The sequence below is a fragment of the Gelidimonas denitrificans genome (genome assembly GCF_055694065.1).
The window spans coordinates 847,286-869,095 of sequence record NZ_CM146350.1; the positions used below are offsets into that span (position 1 = coordinate 847,286).

19 protein-coding genes and 2 pseudogenes are annotated in these 21,810 nt (G+C 54.4%); 4 read left to right on the forward strand and 17 right to left on the reverse strand.

Features of this window, described 5'->3' with window-relative positions:
• Window positions 1–109: 109 nt before the first annotated feature.
• The 3 genes from FKCLFG_RS03980 to FKCLFG_RS03990 form a co-directional block, all read right to left on the reverse strand.
• Window positions 110–1,174, reverse strand: a complete 1,065-nt coding sequence (locus tag FKCLFG_RS03980; RefSeq protein ID WP_472614935.1) for a hypothetical protein — start codon at window positions 1,172–1,174, stop codon at window positions 110–112.
• Window positions 1,143–1,961, reverse strand: a complete 819-nt coding sequence (locus FKCLFG_RS03985; protein WP_472614936.1) for an LPD3 domain-containing protein — start codon at window positions 1,959–1,961, stop codon at window positions 1,143–1,145. The genes FKCLFG_RS03980 and FKCLFG_RS03985 overlap by 32 nt, the downstream gene beginning before the upstream one ends.
• Window positions 1,962–2,107: 146 nt before the next feature.
• Window positions 2,108–2,983, reverse strand: a complete 876-nt coding sequence (locus tag FKCLFG_RS03990) for a hypothetical protein (protein ID WP_472614937.1) — start codon at window positions 2,981–2,983, stop codon at window positions 2,108–2,110.
• Window positions 2,984–2,986: 3 nt separating this feature from the next.
• On the opposite strand from FKCLFG_RS03990, the gene FKCLFG_RS03995 reads away from it, so the two are divergent.
• Window positions 2,987–3,193, forward strand: coding sequence for a hypothetical protein (locus FKCLFG_RS03995; RefSeq protein ID WP_472614938.1), 207 nt, complete (start codon window positions 2,987–2,989; stop codon window positions 3,191–3,193).
• Between the two features lie 29 nt (window positions 3,194–3,222).
• Here FKCLFG_RS03995 and FKCLFG_RS04000 read toward each other — a convergent pair whose 3' ends face one another.
• The gene (locus FKCLFG_RS04000; protein WP_472614939.1) at window positions 3,223–3,354 is read right to left on the reverse strand and encodes a hypothetical protein; all 132 of its coding nucleotides are present in this window, start codon (window positions 3,352–3,354) and stop codon (window positions 3,223–3,225) included.
• Between the two features lie 132 nt (window positions 3,355–3,486).
• On the opposite strand from FKCLFG_RS04000, the gene FKCLFG_RS04005 reads away from it, so the two are divergent.
• The gene (locus FKCLFG_RS04005; RefSeq protein ID WP_472614940.1) at window positions 3,487–3,954 is read left to right on the forward strand and encodes a hypothetical protein; all 468 of its coding nucleotides are present in this window, start codon (window positions 3,487–3,489) and stop codon (window positions 3,952–3,954) included.
• The gene (locus tag FKCLFG_RS04010; RefSeq protein ID WP_472614941.1) at window positions 3,951–5,597 is read left to right on the forward strand and encodes a hypothetical protein; all 1,647 of its coding nucleotides are present in this window, start codon (window positions 3,951–3,953) and stop codon (window positions 5,595–5,597) included. Before FKCLFG_RS04005 ends, FKCLFG_RS04010 begins: the two co-directional genes overlap by 4 nt.
• A gap of 178 nt (window positions 5,598–5,775) precedes the next feature.
• Here FKCLFG_RS04010 and FKCLFG_RS04015 read toward each other — a convergent pair whose 3' ends face one another.
• From FKCLFG_RS04015 to FKCLFG_RS04025, 3 genes and pseudogenes are all read right to left on the reverse strand, one after another.
• A complete protein-coding gene (locus FKCLFG_RS04015; protein WP_472614942.1) occupies window positions 5,776–6,891 on the reverse strand; it encodes a YpsA SLOG family protein in 1,116 nt (371 codons plus the stop codon).
• A 2-nt stretch (window positions 6,892–6,893) separates the two neighbouring features.
• Window positions 6,894–8,088: pseudogene (locus FKCLFG_RS04020) on the reverse strand (RtcB family protein).
• 3 nt (window positions 8,089–8,091) lie between these two features.
• A complete protein-coding gene (locus tag FKCLFG_RS04025) occupies window positions 8,092–8,232 on the reverse strand; it encodes a hypothetical protein (protein ID WP_472614943.1) in 141 nt (46 codons plus the stop codon).
• 667 nt (window positions 8,233–8,899) lie between these two features.
• Here FKCLFG_RS04025 and FKCLFG_RS04030 point away from each other — a divergent pair.
• Window positions 8,900–9,145 carry an HGGxSTG domain-containing protein gene (locus FKCLFG_RS04030; RefSeq protein ID WP_472614944.1) on the forward strand — a complete coding sequence of 82 codons (246 nt, stop codon included), beginning with the start codon at window positions 8,900–8,902 and terminating at the stop codon, window positions 9,143–9,145.
• A 9-nt stretch (window positions 9,146–9,154) separates the two neighbouring features.
• Here FKCLFG_RS04030 and FKCLFG_RS04035 read toward each other — a convergent pair whose 3' ends face one another.
• From FKCLFG_RS04035 to FKCLFG_RS04080, 10 genes and pseudogenes are all read right to left on the reverse strand, one after another.
• Window positions 9,155–10,543 (reverse strand): capsule biosynthesis protein, encoded by a 1,389-nt coding sequence (locus FKCLFG_RS04035; protein ID WP_472614945.1) that lies wholly within the window; start codon window positions 10,541–10,543, stop codon window positions 9,155–9,157.
• Window positions 10,544–11,072: 529 nt separating this feature from the next.
• Entirely contained in the window at window positions 11,073–13,172 is a 2,100-nt protein-coding gene (locus FKCLFG_RS04040) for a capsular polysaccharide biosynthesis protein (protein ID WP_472614946.1), read from the reverse strand.
• Window positions 13,173–13,257: 85 nt separating this feature from the next.
• Complete coding sequence (gene pseI / locus FKCLFG_RS04045; RefSeq protein ID WP_472614947.1) at window positions 13,258–14,343, reverse strand: pseudaminic acid synthase; 1,086 nt, start codon at window positions 14,341–14,343, stop codon at window positions 13,258–13,260.
• Window positions 14,315–14,842, reverse strand: coding sequence for a UDP-4-amino-4,6-dideoxy-N-acetyl-beta-L-altrosamine N-acetyltransferase (gene pseH, locus FKCLFG_RS04050; RefSeq protein ID WP_472614948.1), 528 nt, complete (start codon window positions 14,840–14,842; stop codon window positions 14,315–14,317). The genes pseI and pseH overlap by 29 nt, the downstream gene beginning before the upstream one ends.
• Complete coding sequence (gene pseG, locus FKCLFG_RS04055; protein ID WP_472614949.1) at window positions 14,835–15,941, reverse strand: UDP-2,4-diacetamido-2,4,6-trideoxy-beta-L-altropyranose hydrolase; 1,107 nt, start codon at window positions 15,939–15,941, stop codon at window positions 14,835–14,837. The genes pseH and pseG overlap by 8 nt, the downstream gene beginning before the upstream one ends.
• Window positions 15,942–15,951: 10 nt before the next feature.
• Entirely contained in the window at window positions 15,952–16,647 is a 696-nt protein-coding gene (gene pseF / locus FKCLFG_RS04060) for a pseudaminic acid cytidylyltransferase (protein ID WP_472614950.1), read from the reverse strand.
• Window positions 16,644–17,804 (reverse strand): UDP-4-amino-4,6-dideoxy-N-acetyl-beta-L-altrosamine transaminase, encoded by a 1,161-nt coding sequence (gene pseC / locus FKCLFG_RS04065; protein ID WP_472614951.1) that lies wholly within the window; start codon window positions 17,802–17,804, stop codon window positions 16,644–16,646. Before pseC ends, pseF begins: the two co-directional genes overlap by 4 nt.
• A gap of 2 nt (window positions 17,805–17,806) precedes the next feature.
• Window positions 17,807–18,805, reverse strand: coding sequence for a UDP-N-acetylglucosamine 4,6-dehydratase (inverting) (pseB, locus tag FKCLFG_RS04070; protein WP_472614952.1), 999 nt, complete (start codon window positions 18,803–18,805; stop codon window positions 17,807–17,809).
• A gap of 218 nt (window positions 18,806–19,023) precedes the next feature.
• Window positions 19,024–19,845: pseudogene (locus tag FKCLFG_RS04075) on the reverse strand (hypothetical protein); the annotation flags it as partial.
• Between the two features lie 18 nt (window positions 19,846–19,863).
• Window positions 19,864–21,720 (reverse strand): tetratricopeptide repeat protein, encoded by a 1,857-nt coding sequence (locus tag FKCLFG_RS04080; protein WP_472614953.1) that lies wholly within the window; start codon window positions 21,718–21,720, stop codon window positions 19,864–19,866.
• Window positions 21,721–21,810: the final 90 nt, after the last annotated feature.

The window sequence follows — 21,810 nt, forward strand, 5'->3', positions numbered from 1 at the left end:
CAAACGCGATATGTGGGTGCGCGATTTGCATTCGAAGATCAAAGCCAAGGCCGATGATCTGATACGAAAAGCAGTGGTACGCAGCGTGGTACGCACGGAAAGCGCGATTTCAGAACGCGTACTGGTAAAGGTCAATGCCCAGGTCCAGACCGACGTGATCCTGGCGCACCGCACCGACATTGCCCGCACCCGCAAACTGGCAATGACGCTGCTGGAAGAATTGGAGATCGCTACCGGCGACAATGCGATGCTGCGCGACTTGGCCATCTTGATGTACTCCCCGGACAAGAACGGCGTCGACAAGCTGGGTGAAATCTATCAGAAGGTCATCGCCATGCCGAGCCGGGTCGATGCGCTCAAGAAGGTGGCGGAGACGTTGCGCACATTGATTGCATTGGAAAGGGAAGCGTTCGGCATCGTTGACAAGGACGATGGCGCGGGCAACAACGCGATCGAATCCGTCATCAAGCGTGTGCTGGAAAAGCATCCGCGCGAGTAAGGACATCGCGCTTGAATAGGCGATAGCCAAGCAGTTGGCCGTTATCAAATTGCAGGACCGCATCGGATTTCGATCGAGAAGTTCGACGCTATCCGGGATTAAAGTGTGCATGGCAGGATCGGCGCGCGCCAGCGTGGCGTCGTGCATCAGCTCGTACAGTTGCCGCTCGTCGGCCAGTTCTTCCCAGTCCACCGTGATCTTGTCGGCCCCGGCCACGGCCACGGCCTTGTTCTTGTCGGCGTCCATCTGCGTGACCAGCTTGTTGTACTGGCCCAGCGGCGGGATATCCTGCTCGTACAGTTCCAGCGCCTGCAGCGCCAGGCCGCGATAGTCGGCCAGGCTATTGCCGGCCTGCTTCAGATTGGTGACGGTGATTTTCTTCAGTGCGGCGCCGATCGAGCGGTCGTGCATGTTGCCCATGATGCTGTCGTCGCCCGGATCGAAACTACCATTGTTGCCGGTGGCGCTCTTGATCTGGTTCGGATTGAACGCGATCCAGGTGGGAGCCGGCCATTCATCCGCGGCCATCGTGTCTTTCAATGACGCGTCGCTGGCTACGTGGATGCCGTCATACCCTTCTGCCTCAAGCTTGGCGCGCAAGGCTTCGGCCTGTTCGATGCGGGCTTGCTGCGGCCTGATGGCATCATGGCGCGAACTCGGCAATGGACATTTCATAGGGGTTACTGATATCCAAGTACACCGGCATGATGTTGCCGCCTTGCTTTGGCCCCCGCGTTATCGGCCCTGTGCTCAAGTCTTCGCGTTGCGGCACGAACTCGCCGGCCACCTCGGACGATTCGGAAAAATAGTGCCCAAGGTAGGCGGTAGCGTGCATTGATGACGCGCTTGACTTGGCGCCATCGAAAATATCGAAGTCGCCGGCGGTGCCGTGATACACCACCAGCGGCCGGCCGTCGGCGTCGACTACCTTGCTTTTACGGAACCAGTTCTTGAACGCCTGGGTGGCGGTTTGTGCTATATTTAAATTGGCTTCCGACGCAGGCTGGAGTGATGAAGTGCCGGGCTCGTTTCCAGGCAGGTTCCCTGAACCCCCGTCGAAAGCCGCTTCCCGGTTTTCAAAATGGTCATAGTATCGTTTCCCATCTGACATTTCCCGTACCACAAAGCGCACCACCGATTGTTTGTCACCAATAATGACGGGCGTATCGTAATAGTGGATCGCCTTGACCTCTGCCGGGCCTTTGTTGTCCGGCACGGTTGCAGCCAATATTCCGTTTCTGATGATCTGGTCCAGCTTGGTGGCGAGGGCTGCGGTCACAAAGTCGACATTCCCGCTCAATGTGTGCCTGATTCCCCTCCACGGCACTTGAATCTTTGCGTTATCCGAAGCAATCGTCAGAGGCGTCGGCGTCGGACGTGGTCCCGTGCTTGTCCAGGCTAAAAGCCTGAATTTCCCCGTGCGGCGAACCGTGTTACACCACAAGTGGATTGCCTTGGCCATCGACTACCTTGCTTTTACCGAACCATTTTTGAACGACTGGGTGGCGGTCTGCCCGGTATTCCCGCTTTGTCCCGTTGCGGGCTGTTCCTGGAATTCTCTGCCATCAGCGCCCGGCCCAGGGTCAGCGCATGCTCCAGTGCGTCGCTCTAATGCACCTGCATCCCCAAAGCAGCGCGCACGACATCGACAAAGCGCGCCCACATCGACTTGAACTTGCCGGCCAACGGGATTGCCTGCAGCGCCGCCCGGCCGCCCTGCTGGATCGCGCGGGCAGTGGCCGCATGGGTCAGCTCATGAATCAGGTTGCGCTCGGCGTTTTCTGACGCGTACAGCGCCACATGATGGTTCTTGGGCGAATAGCTGGCCACGAAATCGCCGTGCGGGCGGTCCACCTGGAACGTGGCGCCGGCCTTGCTGCCAGAGCCCACCGTCGCATCGACCCCGTGGGCCAGCAATTGCGCCGCAATGGCCCGGTTACCGGCGCTGCCGGATTCATTGACGATGCGCGTGAGCAATGCGGTCGCGGTGGCGCCTTGCTGCACGTCATCGAACAGCGTGGCGTCGAGCTTAGACGCCGGATCATAACGCTCCCAGCGCGTCGAGCGGGTCTCGGGCGCGGTGTTGTCGCGCAGCTTGGCGAAGGTAGTGGCGATCAGATTGCGGGCGTCGTCCTGCGCGGCGTAGGAGCGCCATTTTTGCGCCGCGGCGGCGAATTCGAACGCATCGGCCAGTCTGGCCATCCAATGCGACACTGCGCGCCGGGCTTTTGCCAGCAGGGTATTGTTGTTGTAGCCGGTAGGCTGGGTCTGCATGATTTCGGCCAGGCCCGCCAGTGCTTCATCGACCCCACGAGCGCGGATGTAATTGGCTGGGCGGCCTTGCTGGCGCATCCGGTCGCCTTCCGCGCCGGCTATCCATGCATTGGCTTTGTTGCGCACCCATTCGTCGGACAGATACAGCTGCCCCATGGTTTGGATATACTGATCTTCTGTCAAGAAACGGCGCAAGCCGAAATGGAGCATTTCATGCCACAAAGTCCGCGTGACGGCGTCGATGTCGAGCAGGCCATTACGAAACAGAATGATCTTCCCGTCTATGGTTACACCCTGGGCGACGACGCCACCAGATTCAGCAGTCCCCATGTCTTGAGCCCGGTCAAGCACAGTTACAGGTATTGTCGTTTTGAGTGGATCAACAAGCTGCTCAATGCGCTCAAGGATAACGCCGACTGACAGCCAGGCATTTTCTGGCACTTCTGTGGCTAGGGCAGATAGACTTCCAGTAGGCGATACATGGTGCGCACCGATCCGAGGCAACGCCCCTCGTCGAGCAAGGCGGCATAAATCGCATAGGGTGTGCGGTCTCTAAAACGCGCAGTGTCGAACCCGGACATGATGAAAATCAACACATCGAGGAATGGCCGCCCGTGAGCTGATCGACATACTGCGCCTGCGCAAGCCCCATGCCAAAATAATTCTGCACCCTTAGTGCTTTAGTGCTTTAGTGCCTTAGCGAGGAGGAAAGCATGTTTGGCGACGCTTCTTTCATTGGAACGAGAAATTCGGGCATGCATTGGGTTGCCGCGTTCATAGCGGGGTTTATAGCAGTCCTCATTTTCCATCAACTGACTTTGTCACTGCTTGCTTCGCTGCAAATAACACAAGGCGTTCCCTATTCACTCAAACCTGTAGGCCCATTTGCATTGCCACAGTTTTTGTCTGCTGCATTCTGGGGCGGAATTTGGGGAATCGTATTTTATTTCTTCAGCCGGCGCTGGGGTCATGATTATGCATACTGGCTAAAGGCATTCGCGTTTGGCATGATTTTTCCTACGCTCGTTGCCTGGTTCGTGGTCGCCCCATTAAAGGGGTTGCCGATCGCAGCAGCGTGGAAATTCAATGGAATGCTGACGGGGCTGTGCGTGAACGCGGCATGGGGATTAGGCACCGCAATCCTGCTTCGGTTATATGCTCGATGGCTTGAACATCGATGATCGATATCTCGTCACTGCTTAAAGCCTTGCCGGTCTCAGGCCTTGCGCCGCTATGGATGGCGATAATTGAAGGATTAGGCGATAAAGAGCCTGAAGGTGGGCGTAATCCCACCATTTATCTTCTTGAGCCGCCGGCAGGGCAGCATGTACCGTTTATTGATCCGGTACAGGCCATGACCATCATTTTCAAACATCAAGGCACACACTCTGATTTTGCGGCGACACGGGCGACAGCCAAATACGCAGAACTTAGACCTTCGCTCCAATTGCTTCAACGGGTCCGGTTTTATGGTGATCTCCATTCCGATTCACCTGAATGTATTCCAGCCCCTGTCTTGATCGGCTTTTTGCGTGAGCAAGAATTAGCTTCTGAAGCGTTGATATGTTTTCTTGAACGCGCTGTCGATGCCGTAACGCGAGCACCGATTTTTCAGGGTCCGGACAATGGGGAGACCCCCTTGTCGCTTTCCGAGCTTCCGGACCTGCCCACGCCCAAGTCAATGATCGAATTTCTTCCTTGTCCTTTTTGGGATGACTCGACGGAAGAAGACGACCAGAAGGATCGTGTCTCTGCATGGCGCGAGGAAATACGTCCCGTGGCTGAAGACCTTGAAAACCGATTGGGCGAGCCTGTGTATTACTTTGGAGATCCCGCTTGCGACTACGACGCAGATAGTGCCCATCGCTTCTTAACACTGCATTGTTGTTGTATGTTGCGGCCGGAATCGTCGTTTGTCCGGTTCCTGATTGAAGCCAGTGGAGCGCAGAACGTTGCGGAATTCAAGAGCGCGATGATCAGTCCGGGAAGCTATACGCATCCGTTCAAGATGAACGACGCCTTCACCGGGTGGGAATCGAGGTTTTTACGTCTTGAATACTCCCCTCTGACGATACGTAGAGTCTGCATTGTTTTCTCGACATTGGCCGCCCGGCCTTGGGCAGAATCGTTGTTGTCCCAGCAAATCAACGCCGCCGTCTTTATCGTCGCACCGAAGATGCTTGTCCCTGACGAATGGATAAAGTCAGCGACAAAAAATTGCCGAAATTGGGAGATTCAATATCTACAAGACGGAAAGCTGGATAACCCAATCGAAGTGCTTTCCCGCGTTGACGCGCTCTACGTGGTTGCAGACGAAAAGAGCCCCAGTTCTGGATTTGATCTCAGAATCTCTGCGCCAATGGAGGACTTGCTTTGGCGGGCACATGTGCTCCAGGTTCCGACGAAATTCTTCTGCATCAATGGATCTCAATGGGCGAATCCGGAAACCAGCCTGGAAGCCCGTGGTGTGCCAGAAAGAGTCGCTGGCCAGGATAAATTGCGTGCGTTATTTACCCATCAGCTCGAAGAAATCCATGTGGACTGTGACTATTGCAGTAGCGGCCTTTGGAACAGCAGAGGTCAAATGCTGGGCTACGATCTCCTGTCCCTCCCGTTCCCACTTGTGCAACGCCTGGCCGCTTGGCAACTGGATTTTGATGAAACAGAATTTCCTCCCGCCACTGGCGATGAGGCTTGGTGGAATAGGTATGAACAGGAAGAAATTGAGATCGCCAAGGATCTGCAAGCCGCACTTGGGGGCGGCACACGTATAAAAGTCTTCCGTCACGCTCGTTGGGAGTGGATCGGCGACATCAATTCATAATTGCCACACATCAGGAAATCAATCTGCATTGTCCAATCGATTTCCGGCGCGTCCATCGAGACAACTTTGACGGACCGCTCTTGCGCATTCGTTCGCATCGCTTTATTGTCCGGGCTGCCAGGCCACGGAACACAAGCCAAATGCCGTAAATGCCGACCAGCACCGCATCACTCGCCTATCAATCACCTTTAGGCAGGAGGGGCAGCACCTCCTTGCTGAAGGTCGCTAATAGCTGCGCATCCCCGTTGGCGCCGGGCCCGACTACGTTGAGTATGCGGATAGGCGTTTGGTCCAGCCAATCGGCCAATGCATGCCGACATTCCATGCTCGGGTGTAGGTGAAGCCACGGTTTTCCCATGCGCTGGGCGAACTGTCGGGCCAGTAGGCTTCTACCCGACAGATCCGGCTGGATCGAGACGATCAGTGTAGCGTCGCAATCGCGCACATTGCTCTTCGTCATGCACCGCTGGGCGCCACTCGGCAGTTCGGATATTTGGTAACTTGCGCAGTTCGCACCGTCATTAACCCATCGTCCGTCGGAGTACTGTCCACCATGGGAAATGTCGTTCTCGATTGCCCAGTCGAGCGCCGCAAGCTCAGCGCCTGTTTGACCACAGCAGACGATTCTCTCGATCGCGACAGTTCGAGGGCGGTTGCGTTCGAGCCACCGATCAATCATCGAAAAGTCCAGTCTGCGAATATCGATCCTGCGGAAATACTGTTCGTCATTGTGCAAGTAGTCCTGCCAGAGACCCGCCGCCCACGCTTCTGGCCTGAAATCATGGGAAATGAAGTCGGCAAACCTGCGCCGCCATTCAGCGAGGAACTCGTACCTGCGCACCCGGCACACAATGCCGCGTTCGGCATCGATTTCAGGCGCGTCCTGCCACGTTCCGTCCGCTTGCTCATTGGGCATGGCAGGCCGCAGCGCCCGAAATTCGAGCCAGTTTTCGTCGTAGGGCAGCACGCTGAGCCGTGTCAATATCCCCTCTTCGTCGATTTCCACGATAGCGGGCAGCCGGTCTTCGACGATGTCGTGGAGCCAGTCACGCAGATCATGGAATGGTGCGCCAATAGTGCTCAGGTATGCGATGTGGTGCTGGCCGAACGCGCTGCTTACCAGCACCAAGTCCGCCCATCCCGCGTCGGGTGGCGTGAAGCATACCGTCAGGAGGGACTCCCACAACGCGCAGTTCCACGGCTGCCTCAACAACCCGAAGACGGGATGGGGTTCATCCGGGATATCAGAGTCGATTGCCAATGGTTTGACATCGGTGATTTCTCCGTGCTCCATACTCACCCCTTTACGCAGACGACCTGCTTGAGCGTATGCAGGATTTCAGTCAGGTCGCTCTGATTGTCCATGACCTGATCGATGTCCTTGTAAGCGCAGGGAATCTCATCGATCACACCCTTGTCCTTGCGGCAGATGACGCCAGCGGTCTGCCGCGCCAGGTCGGGCTCGGTAAAGTGCTTCCCGGCGGCCGTGCGGCTCATCCGTCGGCCGGCTCCATGGGCGCTGGAGCAGAAACTCTCGGGATTTTCTTTTCCGCGCACGATGTAGCTGCACGTCCTCATGCTGCCAGGCACGATGCCCAAATCACCCTCACGGGCGCGGATCGCCCCTTTGCGAGTGACCCAGACGTTCGCGCCATAGTGGTGCTCCATGGCCACATAATTGTGGTGGCAGTTCACGGCATCGGTCGTAACCCCGAAGGGCGGCAGGTGAAGCGCCAACGCGGATAACACCAGATCGAGCATCGCCTGGCAGTTCTGCATTGCATACTTTTGAGCCCAGTGCACCGCTTCGATGTAGTCGGCGAAGTGCTCGGTGCCCTCCGGGAAGTAAGCCAGATCCCGATCGGGCAACTGGAACATCCAGCGCTCCATGTCCTTGCGGGCCAGTTGTATGAAATAGTCGGCGATCGCGTTGCCGATGCCCCGACTGCCGGAATGCAGCATCACCCAGACACGATCGGCCTCGTCGAGGCAGACCTCGATGAAGTGGTTGCCACCGCCGAACGTGCCCATCTGGTTCATCCAATTGGAGAACTTGCCAAATGCCTTCAAAAGTTGGGGGTGTCGGTCGGTCAGCGTCTTCAGCCCCGGCTCGAACGGCCGAGCGGCCACCATCAGCACACGGTCGTCGGCGTGCTGTTCACGACCGACCGGCACATCGTGAGTGATCTGGTCGAAGACCTTCTTCAGCGCCTTTTCGTCGAGATCGTTGGCCGTGATCGAGAGCCGCGCGGCGACCATGCCTCAACCAATGTCCACCCACGACGGCCGGAATGATGGCCTTGTGCGTGGCAATCACCAAGCCGATAGTGGCGCCGATTCCCAAATGCACATCAGGCATCGCGGCGACGTGGTGGTAGACGAAAGGCAGGCTGGCGATGTTGGCCAGTTGTTCCTTCGATCGCTCATCGATGTCGTCAGTCCAGATCTTGACCGGGACGTGGCTACTCTTGAGAATTTGTTGAACTGGCATCCGTCATTCTCCTTTGCCCAATTCGTAGTACTGCTTGGTCGGTTCGACGCCGTCTTCCAGCCGCAGTTCAAATTGGTTGTTGGTTTTCTGGCCCTGTCCCGCCTCATGACTGTTCAGATCGGCGGACTGCTGCTTATCTTGCATCCGGACTCCTTCCACCACCGTTCCCAAGGTTTAAACCCGGTCCGGCCAGGCATTGCGGTTATTCCGTCCAGGACTGCCATCATTTCTTTCACCAGCCACGCATAAACGCCGGGACGACCAGCGTCCGATTCGTCCGCGAACAAACTCTTGAGTCTCTGGGCAATTACATTGAAACGTTGCAGCACCCGCATCTTGGCGCGCGTGAGGTTCTCGTTGACATTCTATTATTTCATAGCGATCTTTTTCGCTCTACAAAATTTAAAGAGCAAAAATTGCCTTGATTTTTATCAACTCGATAAACCACATAGTAATCATGGTCTTAGGTAACGTTGCTCTAAGTTATTCACAAGATTGTCCACAGTTAATGTGAGTAACTAAGCAGCGTTGCAACCTTTAATTGGAGGCGAAATTACAGATATGTTTGAGGCTGGGGAAGAGTTGACGGTCCGGTCGAGATAGCACGGCTCATCAATGCCAGTGGCCGGATGATGTCGGCGTTTCAGCAAGGACTGCTCGCTTTGCACCGTATCAAAAACGGCGGCAATCAGTCTATCGTTGTGCAGCACTTCCATGTCACTGGTGGTCAAACGCTAGTTACCGGCAGCATGCAGGCTGGGGAGCGTCACACGTTACTCGGGGGTGGTAAGTGAATTCTAAGAACAACCCGATGCAACTAGTTGAAGCCCCCCGCTGCGGTGCCCGGACGCATTCTGGCGCACCTTGTAAATCACCCGCTATCCACGGCAAGAAGCGCTGCAGGATGCATGGTGGCATTGGTTCAGGCGCACCCCAGGGAAACCAAATTGCCTTGAAGCATGGCCGCTACGTGGCAGGAGTGATATTTCAAAGGCGCAAAGTGTCGGCGCTCATGGAGGAATTGAGACGCCTCGTAGCCCTGGTGCCGCCCCTATGACGACCACTATCAAGTCGCTGATTGAATATCTACTCGCTGGGCGCCAGCCATTGTTGCGTTGTCTGCTTCTGGCCGTTTGAACGTCCTGACGTTGTGCCGCAGCAACAATACGAGCGGTACGGGTAGCTGCATCTTAGGTAGCGACGCTGGCTCCGTCGGTAGTGTGTGGAAATCGCGCCCGTAAAAAGCGCCATTCAGCTGGGTCTGGGTAATCAGAAAGGCGCGAAAGCGGCGCCACAGCACCTTGTCGACCCGGCCCCGATATGACCAGAACTGCGCCAGTTCTCCCTGAAACGTCAGACCCGGCAAATCGTACAGCGCCCGTCCCAGCACCATCAACGGCTTGTCGTGGTACAGCGCCGACAGGCCGACTGTGCTATTGATCGTCAGCATTCCGCGCGCATGCCGCAACAGGGTAGGGAGGTGCACATCGTGCACGTAATGGACTCGCCCGCTGACGCCGTATTGTTGACTGAGGGTCGTGATCAGGCGCCGGTAGTCGCGCTGTCCGCGATCCATCGGATGATGCTTGAACACCAGATGATGACCGGCGTCGGCATGCGCGGCGAATGACAGCAACACTTCGGTAATGAATTCGCGCACATCCTGATAGGCGCTGTGACGCAGCACCTGGCTGTCGTTATATACCTGCAGCACCACGGCAAAATATCGGTCATCCCGCTGCCGCAGCAGCGTCTCGAACACGGGCTTGTCGCGCCGGAGGTTCACACGCTTGCGTATCCATGACCTGAACCATGCGCGCGCCTCGTAGGAAATCGAGAATATCTTGTGATGGCGATAGGCCGGATAACGGCTACGCAGCAGCCGTCCAGCCGCGTAGTACAGCATAGCGCTCCACGCCGCGCGGCCAAAACTGGGGTACGCCGGTTTCGGTTTCGGTACATCGATTTCCGGCAAGGCACGGTAAAAATCGGTAGCGCGCGGCAATAGCGAGTGGACGTTGACGCCGCCACGTTCCAGCGTGATGTAATCCGGCCGGATGTAGCCTTCCTCAAACGCAAAGAACGGTATGCCCAGTCCGGCCGCCAGTTCCGCCGCCGCTTCATGGTAGTGCCGGCAATCGCCGAAACATACGATGCCATCGATGTGGTGAGTCTGTATGAATTGCCGCAAAAAAACCGGAAAGTCCCTCGGCGTGCCACGGTAATCGGTCGCGTTCAGATGACGATGGAACAGCCAGTCGCCACCATTGAAATTGATCTTTCGGACATGAACTCCATGCTCTGCCAGCCATACTGCCACCCGGTTGAAGAAATTGCCCATCGGCCCCTGCAACAGCAGCACGCGCTTGCACTGCAACAGATGATAAAACCCCGGCAAGGTGTAATCACCTTGTCGGTAGCGTAAAACCTGTTCTGCGTCCAAACGTGCGCTCATCTCTTATCGCCCCAGCTCATTACGTAATCATTGCCTCAAGTTATTATTTTACGATATTTGCCTGGAAGAAATTCACACAAACCCGTTTCGGGCGCCGCATTATCTGGATAAGTGGGTTTTTTTTGCGGCGGTGCAACATTGGGCTGGAAAGGACGGGCCAAATCGCATTTGATGCTGTTATAAGCTGAGATGCTTTATGCTCAATTGGGCATGATGGCGCAGCATGATCGAGCGCGGGGGTTATGCAGGAAGATATTCAAATAGCTCACGCCAGTAAACTAGTTCTCTTGCGTAAATAGCGTGATCTCACTATGCAGGTATTTTAATAAACCCCATGTTTGCATGCGCAAGCAGTGCTCTTTAAAGTCATACTCCAGTTAATCTGGATATTTCACAAAGCCGTAGCGATCTTGCTGCAGGCTTTTGTAGGAGCGGACCTGGCCGCGAACAGTCCTGAAAGGATTGAATAACAAAGCAATCGCGGCCGGGCCTGCTCCTACAAATAACCCTATCCATCTGACGATATTCATCAGCACCGCGACAACCAGGCGTTCGCCAAAATTCCCAGCTTGCGCCACTGCCGCCTGACCATCCCCACCCGCAACTTCTCCAGCCCACCGCTGGCCTCCAGCGCATTCCGGGTTTCCACAACGCGGTGCAGCACTGCCTCGCAACTGGTGTAACCCTTCAAGTCCCAGTCCCAATAAATCGGATAGCGCAGCAAGGTGCCGGCCACCAGTTCGTCCAGCGTCAAACGCCGCTGACGGCGTGCAAAGGCAGCGCCTTCCTTGAGCACATCCTCGGTCAAGCCCCAACCGGCATAAAACGGCTGGCCATACACCACCACCCGCTTGCCGCGCAACAGTGCATCAAAACCGGTCAGCGAAGTCATCGTATGCACCACGTCGCACGCGTCGATGCAGCTCACCACCGAAAACCGTGCCTCTACATGGTCAGCCAACTCCTGCGCCTGTGTCAGCGCCAGTTTGCCGGCACGATTACCCGACATCACATCCGGGTGCGGCTTGTAGACGATAAAGGCATCCGGATGTGCGCGGCGCGCCGCCTGCAGCAGACCCAGGTTGGTGTTGACACCCGTGCAGCCATAGCGGATCGATGCATCGTCCTCCACCTGACCCGGCACCAGCACCACCTCTCTGGCCCCGCTTGGCCAGACCAGCTTATCGCGCGGCTCCAGGTTGTATTTGGTAATGCCGTGTTCAACGATCAAGGACCGCACATGGCGCGCGCGCGCCAATTCTTCTTCGGAAAACTGTGCCGTGCCGAGAACCTGCTCCAGGTCAGAAGGCTGGGTCGGATCAAAATAAATCCCGCACTCATCCAGCACCAGCGACAACGGACGAATCAGATCCGAACCCAGCCCCACGGAGCGCACAAAACCATCTTCCATGCGCAGCACACGCGCTGAATTTTCGCCAGCCAAGGCCAGCAACCCCGCCGGAGCCTGCCGCCCCCAGTAGACCAGACAGTCGCCAGACCGTGGTTCCAAGGCTGCTACCGCCCTGACGTTGGGCACAAACACCACCTGCTTCTGATCCAGCGACAACAAGGGCTTGATATTGGTCGCCTTCCAGCGCCGAAAACCCACACAGATCATCCGGCCCGGATAGCGGGCTGCTATATCCCGCTGCCGCACCAGCCAGTCGATCACGTCAAAAATCGTTCCGCGTTGATGCGTCACCGGATTCAGGTAGCGGGAATAATGAAAATAGGCAGCAGCAAACAGCTCATCCACCGAGCGCTGGCGGGTGCGGCGCGCACAGCTTTGCCGGTCATCCGTCGCCCCCCAACCCGCATACCAAGGCATACCGAACACCGTCACCGGCTTGCCGGCCAACAATGCCTCGAAGCCCATGGTCGAAGTCACCACATAGACCCGATCCATCTGCTCGATCAAACTCAGCGGATTGATCGCCTGGCGCAGCACCACGGTGCTCTCGTCATCCTGCACATGCGTCAGGTAACCGCTCTTGCGGCCGGAGGTTACTTCGGGATGGGTTTTGATATAGATCGTGGCGTGCGGGTTTTCCGTGCGGGCAGCAGCCAGCATGGCGGCAAAGGTTTCCGCACCGGCACCGCCCAGCGTCACACTCATGTCGCCGGCGGTCTGATCGATCACCAGCACCCGCTGAACAGTCCCTGGGTTTGCCCCCTCGCCCGCAAGCGGGAGAGGGCCGGGGAGAGGGAGGTTTTGATGGCAGCGAAGAGAAAATTCCTCCAAGTCCCACAAAGGCGCATGGTTGTACTTGCTCAACCGGCCCCCAAGCACCAGCGCCTTGGCCCGCGCCACATCGGCGGCAATGCCATCCAGCAGATCAACGGGTGAAGCCAGCAAAGATTCCAGCGCCGACGGCCGGATGCTGTCGTAGTAAATGCCCTGATCATCTACCACAAGTGACATTGGTGGGAAATGCTCACCCGTGCCGAAGGAGCGCAAAAAGCCATCTTCCAACCAAATAGCTTGCCCACCAGCCCGTTCTGCATACCAATCGGCACGCTTTGCGCTGGCCTTCGCCCCCCAACCTACCCAATTGGTATCGGCGTCACCGCCCAGCGGTAACAACGCCACCTTGATCGGCTGACTGCAAAATGCGTTGAGCAGGGGCAAGCGCCATAACCCGTAACTCCATATAGGTATTCGAATCACTGGAAAAGCCGTGAAAAACGTATCTGAGAAGTAACGCAGGCAGGCATTACGACAACTGCGTCAACAGCACCGGTGTATTGACGTCCACGTCGCTACGCATCCGCTTGCCGATCACGGCGTCCAGATGCTTTGGTGCGGCCCCGAACCCTGGACGCACACTGCGTACAGCATCAGGCGTCACCACGTCGCCAGCCTTGAGAGCTTTCACAAAATAAAGAGAACGGCGGAACTGCGCATTGCCTTGCTCGCTGGATTTACGGCCGTAATCTATCTTGCCCAGTGCCTCCCAAGCGGTGCGCGCACCGTTGCAGAGTGCAGTGAGTTCTGCCGGCTCAAGCGAAAAACTGTCATCCGGGCCGCCGCCGCTGCGGTTGAGGGTAAAGTGTTTTTCGATGATTGAAGCACCCACTGCCACACTGGTGATGGCTGTAGTGTTGTCCAAGGTATGGTCGGACAGACCGGTCACCAGCCCAAAGCGCTGCATCATGTCCGGGATGGTGCGCAGGTTGTAATCCCCGGCCGGTGCCGGGTAGCCGCTGACGCAATGCAGAATGGCCAGTTCCTTGCAACCGCCCGCGCGAGCGGCCTCTATGGCTTCCCGAATCTCTTCGGCATCGGCCATGCCGGTGGAAATAATCATTGGCTTGCCGGTGCTGGCGACGTATTTGATCAATGGCAGATCGACGGCTTCAAAAGAAGCGATTTTGTAGGCGGGAGCATTCAAGTCTTCCAGCAAATCGACGGCGGTATTATCGAAAGGCGAACTGAAAATCGTGATATCGAGCTTGCGAGCGTACTCGAACAGCGGAGCGTGCCACTCCCAAGGCATGTGCGCCTGGCGATAAAGGTCGAAAAGAGTTCTGCCATCCCACAGCCCACCGCGAATACGAAAGTCTTCCGAATCGCAGTCCAGGGTGATGGTGTCGGGCCGATAGGTCTGCAGCTTGACGGCATCGGCACCGGCGATCTTAGCCGCTTCGATGATTTTCAGTGCGGTTTCCAATTTTCCGTTGTGGTTTGCAGATATCTCGGCAATCACAAAAGGGGGAGCATCTACCGCAATACGCCGACCGGCAATGCTAATGCTAGGGTTGTACATGTTGTCATTCTCCTTGATGCGGTTGCCATTCATGGCTTAGCAGGCCAAAACAGACTACTGAGTGATAACGCTCGCCATCGAAGTGCTGGTCGCGCAGAATACCCTCCTGCTGAAAGCCCATGCTGCGATGGAAGTTGATTGATCGTTCATTGAAAGCGAGGGCCTGACCACAGATTTTGTGTAGATTCAGCTTCTGAAAAGCGTATTCGAATGCCGATTGCCCCAGTTGACGACCACTGCCTTTAGGTGCATCCGGATCAATATAGAAACCCCAATCCGCAACGCCAGAGCTGCCTAGTTGGCTAAAATTGATGAACCCTAACGAGGCTTCTCCAGATTCGAAGATCAGCAAATTTTTGCACGGGTCCTGAGAAGCACGCTTAAACCAACTTCGGTGCTCGGCCAAGCTGATTTCATGCTGGGTATACATGTAGCGACGGATGTCAGGGTGATTGCGCCATGCCAATACTCGTTCCAGATCCGCAAGGGTCATGGTGCGGACACGTTGGCTGTTTATGCGGTTGTCAGTCATGGATAACTCTCAGTTGGTGGATTAAGCGCGCCATCCCTTGACCATCGCTGATTTGGCTTGCGGTGTGACTCATGTTGCATAAAATCTCATCTTGAGCCAATGCAACCATGGCCAGAGGAAGCTGCATTGGAATATCGCCCACCTCCCCGATCAGGCAGACGCCGTTAGCAGCCTGCAAGGCTTTAGCGCCGGGCCATTGATTATCCGCCAGTACCACCATCAGAGTCGGTAATCCCAGGCAGCAACGCTCCCATGCCGTACCGCCTGCTGCACCAAAGGCCAGATCACTATCAGCCATGCGCTGCGCCATATCGTTGATATTTACCAGCACTTCGGTGGACCATGGCATTTCAGCTGCCTGTTTTTCTACTTCCTGCAACCAAGGTGCCTTCCAGCCCATGACGACATTGATGTGGCAGTCTGCAGGAAGTGGACATGCCTTTAGCGCTTCGAGTACTTGCCCGGTGGCATTGGGTTGATCCACGCCGCCCATGGTGATGAGCAGTTGCTTGAGCGCGGGTTGGCCGCGTCGCTGCAAACTATACTCACGCAAGGCGGCGAACTCGGGTCGCAACAACGCATATTGAGGGCCGGCCAGTACAGAGCAATGTTCCGACACCAGGCCGGCATAATGCTTGACTTCACGCCCGAGATTCTGATCCAGCAGCAGATCGCAGTGGTGGGCTCGATCGGCGAGGTCATCAATGGCCAGTAATCGCTGGTAATGGGGCCGCAAAGCAATTTCCCAGCGCTGGTCGAGGCCGTAGTGATCAACTACCAGCCAGTCAGGCTTGATTGCCACGAGGATTTCGCCGGTTTGTTGTGCATCGGCCTGCCAATCGCAGCCCAGCCAAACCGAGTGGGCTGGCAAGTCGCTGCCACAGGCAAAGTTCGGCTGAAAATCAGTAGGCCCGGTTGGCAAGACACTGACGGCAAAGCCTCGTTGGCGAATGACCTCAAGCAGATGGCCAGGATGCTCGCGGCTGACGAAATGACACTCGCAACCTTGTTCTTTCAGGGCTTCGGCCAGAGTCAGGCAGCGCATGACATGGCCGCTGCCAATGTGCAGAGAGGCATCGGCACGGAATACTATTCTCATGGCACTCACGTCAGCCGATCTGTGCTTGCATGGCCTTGAACATCCACTCGGCCCTCAGCCAGTCCTCAGGCGTATCGATATCCTGCACGCGATGGCGCGGCAGCAAGACGGGAGCAGAATCGGGACTGAAGATCATCTTACCTTCCAACCAGGCCTTAGCCTGTCCCCAGTAGAACTGACCAGCATCGTGATAAGCCTCTTCGAGATCCTGCGAACGGGTGTTGAAATGCGCGGGATTGAACATTTCAACCCGGCATTCGCCAGTGATACGAATGGCGCGCTGGATCGGGAAGGCGTAACTGGTCACCGAGAAAGCATAGTCACTACCGGTCTCGTCGAGCGTTTCCAGACCGTGCTGAATATCCTTTGCCCGGACGAAGGGGGCTGTGGCGTACAGGCAGCAGACTTGCTCGGCAGCCTGCCCTTGGTCTTTGACCCACTCAATCGCGTGGCGAATGACCGGAATAGTGCCGACGTGGTCATCCGACAACTCCGCGGGACGCATGAACGGCACCGTAGCCCCATACGCCCGTGCGACTTCGGCAATCTCGGCATCATCGGTGGATACAATGACCTGATCAAAACAGGCGCTTTGCAGCGCTGCCTCAATGGACCAAGCGATCATTGGTTTACCGCCGAACAGTTTGATGTTCTTGCGCGGGATACGCTTGCTGCCGCCGCGAGCAGGGATGACAGCTAGTCTCATATCTGAATTGCCTTGCGTACAGCTGCCACTACCTCATCCTGCTGCGCTTCGGTCATGGTCTGGAACATCGGTAGGCTGATGGCTTCACAGTAATAGTTTTCCGCTTGCGGAAAATCACCTTGATTGAAACCCATACGCAAGTAATGCGGCTGGGTATGCACAGGGATGTAGTGTAGGTTGACCCCAATGCCCAGTTCACGCAGCGACTCGAAAACTTGGCGATGCGTCTTGCCGATGTTGTCCAGTTGTAGTCGGATTACATATAAGTGCAGGCCGGAATAACTGTCCGGATGTTGCCAAGGGGTGATGACAGGCAGTTCGTCGAGCAGTCTGTCGTAGCGCCGGGCCAATTGGTGACGGCGGGCGACGTACTGATCTAATCGCTCCATCTGGCTGACACCCAATGCTGCCTGCAACTCGGTCATGCGATAGTTAAAACCGAGATCGATCTGCTGGTAATACCAAGGACCGTCAGCCTCGTGTGTCATCTGTGCCGGGTCACGGGTGATGCCGTGGCTGCGCAAGAGGTTCATTTTATTGGCGAGTTCAGGATCGTTAGTCAGCGCCATGCCGCCTTCGGCGGTAGTGATGATCTTCACCGGATGGAAGCTGAATACGGTGATATCACTGTAGCGGCCGTTACCAATTGGCTCGCTTTTGTAGCGACCGCCGATGGCGTGCGATGCATCTTCGATAATCTTGAAGCCATAGCGCTGCGCAAGCGCGTGGATGGCCGCCATGTCGCACGGTTGGCCGCACAGATGTACCGGCACCACCACCTTGGGCAGGCGGCCTTCGCGCTCGGCAGCGATCAGCTTGCGCTCCAGTGCCTGGGGGCAGAGGTTGTAGGTAGTCGAGTCGACATCAACGAAATCGACTTTCGCACCGCAATACAGCCCACAATTGGCCGAGGCGACGAAGGTGATCGGTGTGGTCCACAACCAGTCACCTGGGCCGAGACCGAGCGCCAGGCAGGCGATATGCAGTGCCGACGTGGCGCTATTTACTGCCAAGGCATGTCGGGCACCGCAGTAGTCGGACACCGCTTGCTCGAATCGCGGCACCATCGGCCCTTGAGTGAGGTAGTCCGAACGCAGCACCGCGACCACGGCATCAATGTCTGCCTGGGTAATGTCCTGGCGACCGTACGGAATCATGCTCAGATGCTCCCGATTTTGTGCTGGTTGGCAGTAATCCAGTCCTTCAAGTCCCTGTTGCTCATCCATTCCGGGTTGTTGTCGCTGGTGTAACTGAATCCTTCGGCCACCTTTTGTCCATCCTTGATACGCTTCACGCAATTGCTCCAGTTGTTGATGGCGGGCAGAATTTTGTAATGCTCGGGGTATTCGTACGTATAGAAAGAGTCGTCCTCACCGATCATTTGTTCGTGCAGCTTTTCACCGGGACGAATGCCCACGAAGTCCAGCCGAGCTTCGGGGGCAACAGTCTTGGCAAGCTCGGTGACTTTCATCGACGGGATTTTTTTTACGTAGATTTCCCCGCCTTCCATGTCGTCGAAGGCATGCCACACCAGATCTACGCCTTGCTCCAGCGAAATCATGAATCGCGTCATGCGCTCCTCGGTGATTGGCAGAACGCCCTTGTCCTTGATCGACATAAAGAAAGGGATCACCGATCCGCGCGAACCCATGACATTGCCGTAACGGACTACGGCGAAGCGGGTATCGTGTCCACCCGCATAGGAATTGCCTGCGACAAACAACTTGTCGGAGGCCAATTTAGTAGCGCCATAAAGGTTGATCGGGCTACTTGCCTTGTCGGTAGACAACGCCACCACGCGTTTAACGCCCTTGTCGATACAAGCGTCGATCAGATTCATCGCGCCGTTGATATTCGTCTTGACACATTCAAAAGGGTTGTACTCGGCGGTCGGTACAATTTTTGTTGCCGCCGCATGGACCACATAATCTACGCCATCGAGCGCACGGTAGAGACGGTCTTTGTCGCGCACATCGCCGATAAAGAAGCGCACGCGCGGGTCGCCTTGAAAGAGCTTGGCCATTTCCCATTGCTTCATTTCATCGCGTGAATAAATGATGATTTTTTTAGGGTTGTGTTTGGCTAAAGTCATTGGAACAAAAGTATGACCAAAAGAGCCAGTGCCGCCAGTTACAAGAATCGTTGAATTATCTAACATGTTATTTAAATTTCTAAGTAGTTAAAAATAGGAGCCAGCGCCCCGAAAAAATCATGAAGCTTTTCGTGCTAGATCATCGAAATATGGTTTAACAAATTCGGCATAGGTTTTATCGATAAATGAAAATACGCGTTGGTAATCTTGAAAACCGCAGCAAATCTGGCCATCTACAAATCCCATGGCTTTCTCGGGTGCTACCGAATCAGCTTCCAGCGTCGCTAAGACAGCGCTTCGAAACATCCGACATCCGTACCCGGTGTATGCGCCAATCCATAGGACCTTGCATCTTCGACCAGCAATACCGAAGGCTTGCGCCTGCGCAGAAAGGAAATATGACCATGCAGACGGTAGCCAATATGCAGATCCATATCGTCATAAACGTCCAGGTTCTTCACCTCGCCATACAAATGCAATTCCGCGAACCCTAGCGCTACAGCATGATCCGCAATTTTTTGATGGTTGGGACCAGCCTTGCTATGAAACGCCACATAGAGTTTCGCATCCGGGAAACGCGCTTTAATCAGGTCAAGCAAGCTAAATGATTGCGCCTCATATCGCGGGTGATGTTGAATCGTAAATACAACCGAGTTAATTGTTTTAGGCGGCACAAATGCCGTATTTACTTTTTCCTCGTCGAAAATTGCCAAATCCCCGCTGTATACCGCCGGAATCTCATGACGCTGTAGAAGCTCGACGATAAGCTGATCGCGGCAAGGCAATGCACCGGATCTGGCTGTTATAAAGCGCAAAAATTCCAGAGTTTCCTTACCATATTCATAGGTCTCGAATGTGCTGTGCGCAGGAATCGTGTGTTGGAACGAACAGCCGATCGGATAAAAATTCGGCATTCTCTCCAAATCAGAATACAAACTGAATAATCCCGGATAAACGCCATCCGATACAGAAAATCCGGGCGCGATAATGTTCCGGATTGCGCCATCAGCATAATGGTCCAGACTCTCCTCGCAAAAAGCCATGATCGGCTTGAAATCCGGATTTCTCGACGCAATCATCTTGATCGCCGAATAAGTAATAAGATTGTCACCAACATTTTTAGACTAATGCCCTGGAAAAGTTGTCAGCAGCAAATTCCTTTGGGCAAGTGGTCCGGCAATTTTTTCTTTGGGTACCTCGATGCTCGATAAATCGGATTTTTCTTCACTGGCAGAAGTGACCGTGTACTCGGTCTTAATTTTAATGCTGTTTGGAAATTTAGTTAATCCTTCCGCCAGCATTGCATCAGCTTTGTCAAGCCTTCCCAACTTTCTGTATACTTGCGCTAAGCGTACATAAGTCTTATCTCCAGCCCGAGTTCCTTGCAGAGCCAGTAATTTTTCCAATCTCTCAACCGCAGCGGGCCAGTTCTTCTGGGTTTGTGCGTTCCAAGCAAATTCGCTTTGTATTGAAACGTTGTCCGGAAATGCTTCTAGCCCATCAAACGCGACAGCCTCAGCCTCTTTAAACTGCTTGGCATTGCGATAAGCTTGCACCAAGCGCACAAAAGTCTCAGCGGTTTGATTTTTACTGCCTTCGATGGTCAACAGTTTTACGAGTCGATCAACAGCAGCGGGCCAATTTTTTTGAGCCTGTGCTATACAGGCATATCGGCTTTGAATTAGTGTGCTATTGGGAAAATTTTCAAGCCCCTCAAGCGCTGCAACCGTTGCATTTTCAAAGTCTATTGCTTTTAAATTTATGCCGATCAAATCCACATAGGCAATTTCCGTGATCTTTTCTTTTTTATGGCTAAGTGAATTGTAAGGATTTGAGAGATGTTGAATATCCGAACATATTTCACTTAGTAAAGTTTCCGACAATGGCGCTAAGGATGGCGCAGTCGAATTAGATTCATTCAATAATGGCAAATATAGGCTAAGGTCTTTTTTAATATCCGTAATTATTTGCAAATATAACTTATGCTCATCTTCGTATTGTCGAAATTTTTTATGAATCATGGACATGCCAAATAATGCCTGTTTTCTATATTCTTGACTTGGCTGCACGGCCATGAATGCGTCTATTGCCTCTTTATGCCTGCCCATGCGTCGAAGACATTGAGCCTTCAGAAAAAGCATTTCCGCGATAGGCCCGTGATCATCTATTGCTGTCTCAACTAATTTTAATGCAGATTGAACCACTCCTCGCGCGCGCAGGTGTGCGCAAATTTGCAGAACATCATGAAGTTTTAACTTGCAATAAATTATCTGAATGTATTCGTTCAAAAAAGCATCAGAGAAAATAGCAGGCTCAACGAAGTCATAATGAGAAAAAATCTCGTGGGGGGCGGACAATGGCTCTAGCAGCTTAGACACATCAATATGATGTACAAAGTCGTCGATTACCTTGTTCAGTAAGTCATGATCCTTTAAATGTCGAGCCGTACCATGGCCGCATCTTTTAAAAAAATAACTTTTGCAGTCAAGCCATTTGTTTCGGAAGTATTCTGCGCAAACTACATCTGATGGGGAATTAATTCCGGCAAAAATTAATGCCCTTCTTGGACTTTGCATATTCTCTAAGCGCGGTAAATTGCCACTCAGATTGTCACCTTTGGAAAAATCGCTATAAACGTTGAGATGGAGTTCTGGAGCGAAACAGATAAGTTCCGCATGGAGATGGGATGCAAATAGCGTAGCTCCAAATGCCCCCATTGATGATCCAATAAATATAATCCTTTTCGCTCCTGTAGTGGCAATTAACTCTCGGAGTTGCAGCAGCGAGGAATCAAAATCTTCTCCCCAGCATGGCAATCCATTGATATACCAATCTTTGGCGCAAGAGTTTAAATAAATATTGGAAGCATCATCCGGCACGGGATATTTATCAAACTTTCCTTTGGGTCTGTTTCGACTGGAAACATGCACAAAACAAAGGTGTGCCCCTTTCCGGATTTCCACATTTATATATTGCTCCATCAGTACCTTTGATTTTTTTGGATTTCTTCAGACATCATCGACAATGTAATTTGTGAAATTAAAAAACTCATGCTTCATAGCATGCAAATA